9 protein-coding genes and 2 tRNA genes are annotated in these 6,997 nt (G+C 46.5%); 4 read left to right on the forward strand and 7 right to left on the reverse strand.

Annotated features, from left to right (window positions below; translation table 11 throughout):
- Positions 1 to 253: 253 nt before the first annotated feature.
- Together RMO84_RS12155 and sipA are read right to left on the reverse strand one after the other, a co-directional pair.
- A complete protein-coding gene (locus RMO84_RS12155) occupies positions 254 to 811 on the reverse strand; it encodes a DUF4149 domain-containing protein (RefSeq protein ID WP_310488720.1) in 558 nt (185 codons plus the stop codon).
- 85 nt (positions 812 to 896) lie between these two features.
- The gene (gene sipA, locus RMO84_RS12160) at positions 897 to 1,118 is read right to left on the reverse strand and encodes a regulatory protein SipA (RefSeq protein WP_310488721.1); all 222 of its coding nucleotides are present in this window, start codon (positions 1,116 to 1,118) and stop codon (positions 897 to 899) included.
- 337 nt (positions 1,119 to 1,455) lie between these two features.
- On the opposite strand from sipA, the gene RMO84_RS12165 reads away from it, so the two are divergent.
- Both RMO84_RS12165 and rpsU read left to right on the forward strand, forming a co-directional pair.
- Positions 1,456 to 1,746, forward strand: coding sequence for an RNA-binding protein (locus RMO84_RS12165; RefSeq protein WP_309738088.1), 291 nt, complete (start codon positions 1,456 to 1,458; stop codon positions 1,744 to 1,746).
- A gap of 134 nt (positions 1,747 to 1,880) precedes the next feature.
- Positions 1,881 to 2,069, forward strand: a complete 189-nt coding sequence (gene rpsU / locus RMO84_RS12170; RefSeq protein ID WP_015162498.1) for a 30S ribosomal protein S21 — start codon at positions 1,881 to 1,883, stop codon at positions 2,067 to 2,069.
- Positions 2,070 to 2,359: 290 nt separating this feature from the next.
- Here the strand turns inward: rpsU and RMO84_RS12175 are convergent, their stop codons facing one another.
- Together RMO84_RS12175 and RMO84_RS12180 are read right to left on the reverse strand one after the other, a co-directional pair.
- The gene (locus RMO84_RS12175; protein ID WP_310488722.1) at positions 2,360 to 2,482 is read right to left on the reverse strand and encodes a hypothetical protein; all 123 of its coding nucleotides are present in this window, start codon (positions 2,480 to 2,482) and stop codon (positions 2,360 to 2,362) included.
- Between the two features lie 46 nt (positions 2,483 to 2,528).
- Positions 2,529 to 3,122: a superoxide dismutase gene (locus RMO84_RS12180; protein ID WP_310488723.1), complete on the reverse strand. Its 594-nt coding sequence runs from the start codon at positions 3,120 to 3,122 to the stop codon at positions 2,529 to 2,531.
- 373 nt (positions 3,123 to 3,495) lie between these two features.
- On the opposite strand from RMO84_RS12180, the gene grxC reads away from it, so the two are divergent.
- Complete coding sequence (gene grxC / locus RMO84_RS12185; protein WP_310488724.1) at positions 3,496 to 3,759, forward strand: glutaredoxin 3; 264 nt, start codon at positions 3,496 to 3,498, stop codon at positions 3,757 to 3,759.
- Positions 3,760 to 3,821: 62 nt separating this feature from the next.
- Here the strand turns inward: grxC and RMO84_RS12190 are convergent.
- From RMO84_RS12190 to RMO84_RS12200, 3 genes are all read right to left on the reverse strand, one after another.
- A tRNA-Arg gene (locus tag RMO84_RS12190) sits at positions 3,822 to 3,894 on the reverse strand.
- Between the two features lie 152 nt (positions 3,895 to 4,046).
- A tRNA-Leu gene (locus tag RMO84_RS12195) sits at positions 4,047 to 4,128 on the reverse strand.
- Positions 4,129 to 4,304: 176 nt separating this feature from the next.
- Positions 4,305 to 5,486: an aldo/keto reductase gene (locus RMO84_RS12200; protein ID WP_310488725.1), complete on the reverse strand. Its 1,182-nt coding sequence runs from the start codon at positions 5,484 to 5,486 to the stop codon at positions 4,305 to 4,307.
- Positions 5,487 to 5,705: 219 nt separating this feature from the next.
- Between RMO84_RS12200 and RMO84_RS12205 the strand changes: the two genes are divergently transcribed.
- Positions 5,706 to 6,728, forward strand: coding sequence for a hypothetical protein (locus tag RMO84_RS12205; RefSeq protein WP_310488726.1), 1,023 nt, complete (start codon positions 5,706 to 5,708; stop codon positions 6,726 to 6,728).
- Positions 6,729 to 6,997 lie beyond the last annotated feature (269 nt).

Below are 6,997 nucleotides of genomic sequence, written 5' to 3' on the forward strand. Positions count from 1 at the left end.
ATCGGTGCCTCTATTCGTAAGGATTTAACATCACTAAATCACCGATCTAAATTAGCTAGCGCGATCGGTTCCGACTGTTTGATTCATAAGAATGTATTGTAGTGTCGATTGTCGATGCTGTCGTCAGTCGTGACGCGCACACCATCATCCAAATCCGCGAACCCATACATCCGCAGACAGGCAAACCTGCTGCGGCAATCTTCATTGGCAAACTTTGAGTTCGATCCGGCTAATTTGACTGGGTGAGACGATCTTAGTGCGCGATCGCCCGATTGCATTTCGATAACAACAGCCCCGCAATTCCCAATTTACTTGCTTCAAGTACCCAGTAAATTGCGTGCATTTGGTTCATTTCTGCGGGCACAGCTTTTGTCGTCGCCAGTACATCTAAATCTATCCCCAATCCACTCATGTAGGGAGTCAGCACAAAAGTATAGCTCAGGGCAATTAACAACAGCATCATGGCACTGGCGAGCATTTCCCGTTTAGTCTCTACACTAGCTCTCGACACCTCAACCACTGCCCAGACACTGCTCAGTGCCGCTGCCGCACACAATAACTCGACACGGTTGAAAATCCAAAAAATACTATAACTTGCCGAGGCAAAGCCACTACTCTGCATCATGCCAGTCGTCCACATAGTCGGCATGACGACCAAATCTAATACCAAACTACCACTGAGCCACAGACCCAGACTGCCCATCGCCACATTTTGCCATCTTCTGGCTGGAGTCTGTCCTACCAAAAAGCTGCTCTTGTCTCCGCCATTAAATGCCTGTGTCATGTCATTTACCTTTTTATCGATCCTCATTATTTAGAATAACTTATGACCATCATAAGCAGTGCTAATTTTTGTGTCGGTTGTGGCTCTGTCTCTGAGTAGTTGCCAAATGTTATTAGCTACTCACTACCGCCAAGTAGCGAGCTTCCAACAAAAAGGAACTGCGATCGAATTTGACTGCCCAATAATTACCAGGTCGGCGATCGGTAATAATCCCCTCGGCACCAACCTCTAAAAGGCTCGATGGTCGCAACATTGGCATTGGATCGGCAGTTTTTAGATATGCTGGCAGCAGAATTAGCCGCACGGTGGCACCAATGTTCAATTCTTGAGACATAAGTTAACAACTAAATAATTATTTTTTAGTAAGTATTTTGAGTCAATGGATAGATTTTTGTGTCGATTGCCGTTGATGACATCGCAATTAGCCGCGATCTCTCGACGCTATATTTAGCTTGGGGAATCAAGTTCGCCTAGCTCCACTCATCTTAAAAAATTCCAGCACCGATCGAATACTTGCCATCGGAAATCAATCGATATTATGATAGTCGATCGGTTTACACCGATCCTGTGCTACCATTATAAATGAAGATTATTTTCGGCTGTATGGTTCTTTTTACAAGCTTTTCTCCGAATCTAACTCTCTACACCTACAGGATTCTGGAGACAGCGATATGTCAATTTACGTCGGCAATTTATCCTACGAAGTTACGCAGGATGACCTGACTCAGACTTTTGCCGAATACGGTAAGGTCAAACGAGTTCAATTGCCTACCGATCGGGAAACTGGTCGTCTACGCGGCTTTGCTTTTGTTGAAATGGAAACTGACGCAGAAGAATCTGCTGCTATCGAAGCTCTCGATGGTGCTGAATGGATGGGTCGCGATCTCAAAGTCAACAAAGCCAAACCTCGCGAAGAAAAAGGCTCCTTCGGTGGTGGTGGTGGTGGCAACCGCCGCTACTAAGCCCGAACCCCTTAGTTCGCGCTAGAAGGTTTTAAGGGCAGACGATAAGTTTGTCCTTATTTTGGTAGATAGATAGCTGAAAGAGCACCACTCTTTCAGCCATAATGTTAGTTAAGTTTTTTGGATGGGTTAGGATGTCTCAAGTAATTCCCGGTGAAAGTGAAGGCATTGAGTCAGTGCTACGCCGATTCAAGCGAGAAGTCTCCAAAGCGGGGATTTTTCCTGATATGCGGAAACACAGACACTTTGAAACTCCAATTGAGAAGCGCAAGCGCAAAGCAATTGCCAGACACAGACAGAATAAGCGTCGATTCCGCACTTAATCTGACTATTGTCTAATAATATTTGAATGTATAGATCTGTTCGGGGAGTAATCATCACTCAATCGAGCAGATTTTTGGTATGTATCGTAAACTTGGGCACATCTGTTCGAGGCAGGTGATACTATCGCAATTCACCTCAATAGAATGTGCCAACTTACGATTTGCAAAGCCAAATCTGCTGCGAAATGACTCAGATAAAATGTGTCGATCGGACAGTGCTGAGATCGTCCATCTGTCCCTCTTCAATACTAATAAGTCTGTGGGCTGCGCGCTAACTTGGAGGTTTTATATCAGCCACCGATCGAAGCAGTTCGATCGTCTCGGCAGCCAGTCACAAGCAAACTAGGATCGGAGTACGGACAAATTGCAGCCGATTGACAGCAAAAACCGCCTTTAAAGCAGTTGAAATTCATGTCATGAGTACAGAAAAGGAGTGGACGCTTGCGCGTCCACTAGCGACTATTTGAGATTAGCCGCAGCAAAATCCCAATTTACCAAGCTATCTAAGTAGGTACTGATAAAATCAGGGCGACGATTTTGGAAATCGAGATAGTAGGCATGTTCCCAGACATCTAGTGTCAGCAGAGGTGTTTGACCGCTAACGAGGGGATTTTCAGCATTACCAGTTTTGGTAATTTTGAGCTTACCCCCATCATTTACCAACCAAGCCCAACCACTACCAAACTGAGTTGTAGCAGCAGCTTTAAAGTCTGTTTTGAATTGGTCGAAGCTACCGAAATCAGCATTAATTTTGGCTGCCAATTCACCAGTTGGGGCACCACCACCATTAGGCTTCATGGATTTCCAGAAAAATGCGTGATTCCACACCTGAGCGGCATTATTAAAGATGCCCGCTTTACTAGCATCACCAAAACTACCTCTAACAACATCTTCGATCGACATATCCGCCATCGGCGTATCTTTGGTGAGATTGTTGAGGTTACTCACGTAGGTTGCATGGTGCTTACCATAGTGAAACTCAAACGTCTTTGCAGACATGTGTGGCTCTAAAGCACTGACATCATAAGGCAAAGCTTCTTGTACGAACGCCATTGGGGATGCTCTCCTAAAATTAGTAGTATTCTCACTCTATGCTGACTATAGCAAATTTAGCATCAGAGGCGCGAGTCGATCGATACAATCGCTTGCTATCAGGCATCTTGATGCTTCATCCCATCTGCATCGAGTTGCAAACTCCAGCCTTTTGACTGAGACAACTCCGTACAACTGGCGGATTATCTAGCGTAAATTTACGAGTAGGCTTTAGTTATATTAGTTACCCAATAACTACTGCAACTTAGATCGCTATTTACTGGTGGTCTATTTTTTGTGCCTAAAATCGCCAAAATTCGAGACAGAGAGCGATCGCTGTCGAAAAATGTCAGAATGAGTGGGTAAAACCTGGATTAAATTAGCTAAAGTTGCTATGCAGCCAAATATTGAAATCTACACCTGGCGGAGTTGCCCATATTGTATCCGCGCTAAGGCTTTGTTGAAGAGTAAGGGTGTCGAGTTTACCGAGTATTCGGTCGATGGTGACGAACAGGCGCGCTCGGAAATGGCCAAAAGAGCTAACGGGAGACGATCGGTTCCCCAAATTTTCATCGATGACGCTCATATTGGCGGCTGTGACGATCTGCACGACTTAGACGACAGCGGTAAACTAGATCCGTTGCTCGGTATCGATTAATTCACGAGTCAAAAAAGAAGCAGCGAAACTCAAAACGTTCGCTGCTTCTTTGACTAGATCTATGAGCACGGAGGGACTCGAACCCCCGATCCTCAGGACCGGAACCTGATGCTCTATCCACTGAGCCACGTGCCCTAACTATTGAAATTATATCATAACTGGTTTAGAAAATTCGCACGGCGAACTTTATCTATATCTGACAACCCGAATGCATCAGGGAAGACTCTCGCAAACAACCCCAATTTCTCTAAAGAAACTGGGGTTGTTTGTCGATCGATCTCGAACTATGCGGATGGGGAGACTCGAACTCCCAAGGACTAAGCCACACGCACCTCAAGCGTGCGCGTATACCAATTCCGCCACATCCGCTTGTTACATTTTTCTTGAGGTGCGTTTTATGCGCTTTGCTAAGTTAGCACATTTTAGTGGGGTAGTCAATGGGTTGGGAGTGGAGATCGGACGCAAGCGTCCGTTTTGTTATTTGCGATCTTCACCCCTGCTTTAATCTATCGCTCCGCACTCCCAACTCCCAACTCCCAACTATTTCAACTCTGAGACAATCTTTTAACTTCCATCCCACCGAGGAGCAGATCTGTTTCCCTAAGGAGAGTGGGGATTCTGGTGGCATGGGGACTGGCAGCTAGACAGGTGGAAAAATCGAGTTCGTCGATGTTGGTGGCTTTGGCTCCAGGAAACCAGTGTCCGCCATTTTCGAGCAGATTGTAGCGCATCTGGCCGTACTCAACCATATCGTAGGCGATCGCCAGATTTCGCAGCCAGAGAATGGTATGGATATTAATGTTCCCAGGGGTGTCTGAGGGGGCTGGCAAGCCCTCTTTCCAGGTGCGCACCCATTCTGTACCCAGTTTACTAGCTGCGGCGCGTTCTAGGCGATCGATGATGGGTGGTAGCAATTCAGCCGCGCGATCGAGTAATGGTAGCGTCTGGAGATGCTCGTCAAAGTCGCTGGGGGTAGCGGCACCGATGCTGAGGGTATGAACTTGGGGATGGCTCAGACAAAAGAGATTGTTGAAAACGATCGGACTTAGGGGCTGACAAAGTTCGACTAATTTCGCTGAGGGCTGGTTGAGCAAGCCACCTTTATTGGTGGGACTGATGATAAATACGCCCATGTCGTGGCGCGTGGCTGCCTCGATCGCCGGCCAATTAGTTTGATTGATATAGTACCAATGGAGGTTCACGTAATCAAATTTATTGGTTTCGATCGTGCGGACGATCGTGTCGGTGCTGCCATGTGTCGAGAATCCGATAAACCGCACTTTGCCTTCAGCTTGCAGTTGTTTGGCGACTTCCCAGCAGCCGCCAGCGCGGAGAGTCTGGTCGGCTAGTTCTTCATTGTTGATACCGTGAATGCCCAACAGATCGACATACTCTAAATTGAGTCGCGACAGGCATAACTCGAAGGTTTTCCGAAATTCTTGCGGGTCGGCAACCGGCGCAACTTTAGTTTGAAAAATAAAATCTTGCCGGTTTAGTTTCGGTAAAATTTGGCCGAGTTGCACCTCCGAAGAGCCGTAAAATCTTGCTGTTTCGATATGATTGATGCCGACGGCTAAAGATCTTTCGATCGTTGCTTCGAGGTTGCGCTGATTTTCGGCGGGAACTTCAGCTAGGGGAATATCTTGCCATTTGTGTTGATAGCGCATGCCGCCACAGGAAAAAACGGGCATCTGTAGCTCGGTACGTCCGAAACGACGGTATTGCATAAGTAGAAAGGGTAGGGGATAGAGGGTGGAGGGTAAGGGGTAGAGCTTAGAAGCAATTGTAAGGTGATGCTCCTAATTTTAGTCATTGAAACTAAAAACCTGAAGTCTCATCCCCAACCCCTAATTAAAAAATTTTGGTACAAACGTTAATATTGAGTGCCAGATGGGGAATATATAGATGATGTACCCTATCGAGTCGATCGATCGATCGAGACTCGGATGAAAGTAGTAATATCTGGTGGTAGCGATCGCGATCGTTACTCTACAAAACTAGCTACTGGATGGGCGTACTCCCACTTACAAGACTCCTGTTGCTGCGTACCAAAGTATATGAGTTTTCAACTAGATCGAGGATTATTTCAGTTTGACTTTACCGATCGACACGCGATTCTCGGCGTAAGTGTGAATGCTGGCGAAATAAATATTAGAGAACGCTATCAAGCCGTTGCCAGATTATTGCACCCCGATAGTGCGCAATGGAAAACCGCTGCCGAGCGTGACTTAGCCGTGCGCCTATTCTCGCGGCTGATTACTCATGCTTACGGTCAACTTTCGCGATCGTCTCAGCTCCAAGAGCAACTGATCATGCTCGAACTGATGGGCAAAAGATTGGTCGAAGAAGGCAACCAAATTCAGATCGCCGATCCGCTCTGTCAAGAACTTTACCAAAGTGGCAATGACTTTGAATCAGTTTACGATCGATCGCTAGCACAATTAACCACCCAGCAATACGTCGTCATCGCCGACAGCGAGCAGGTTATCAATCAAATTAGCGAACTGAACATGGTGTATCTGTTGCGCAAACAGATGCAGTCAGTCAGATCGACACCACCTACCGCCACTAGTGCCCCCGCTGGCGCAGTCAAACCAAACCCTGGTGCTCCAGCAGAAGCAAACAAACCATCACCAGTCGAAGGTGCGCTGCGACGTGCAGAAGACTATATGAGCAAAAAAAATTGGGTCAAAGCCGTACCCGAAATCAAAGAGGTTATCAATACCGAACCAAATAATGCCCGCGCACATACTCTTTTGGGATTGGTTTATCTCAACCAACAACAAATGACAATGGCCAAATTGTCGATTAATAAAGCTATGCAACTCGCACCCCGCGATCCGCAAGTGCTTCAAGCCAAGCAGGAATTCGATCGAGCCGCCAATCCGAGCAGCAATGGTGCTAATGGCAAAAATGCTGCCAAAAAACCCAGCGAAGGCATGTTTAGCGGTTTATTCGGTAAAAAGTAAGATTAAAAAGTTGAAAGTGCGTTCTTGGACTTTGTCCAAGAACGCATCTTAATTAAGACAGCGATATTTTTAGGATCGGGATTTAAACTCCTTCCGTAAAAATGCATCCAGCACAACCGTACCTCCAGGCAAGGGCTTTAAGCCCCTGATGTCTGTCATATCTTGGCGATCGACTCAATTTTACTAAACTTATCTTCCCCATGTCGAAATAAACCAGCCGATCGCGATACCCAATCCACCGAAGCGAACGGCTTGCCAAAAGGGTTCCC

This window comes from Chamaesiphon sp. VAR_69_metabat_338 (assembly GCF_031423935.1).
In the GTDB taxonomy this organism is placed as follows: Bacteria; Cyanobacteriota; Cyanobacteriia; order Cyanobacteriales; family Chamaesiphonaceae; genus Chamaesiphon.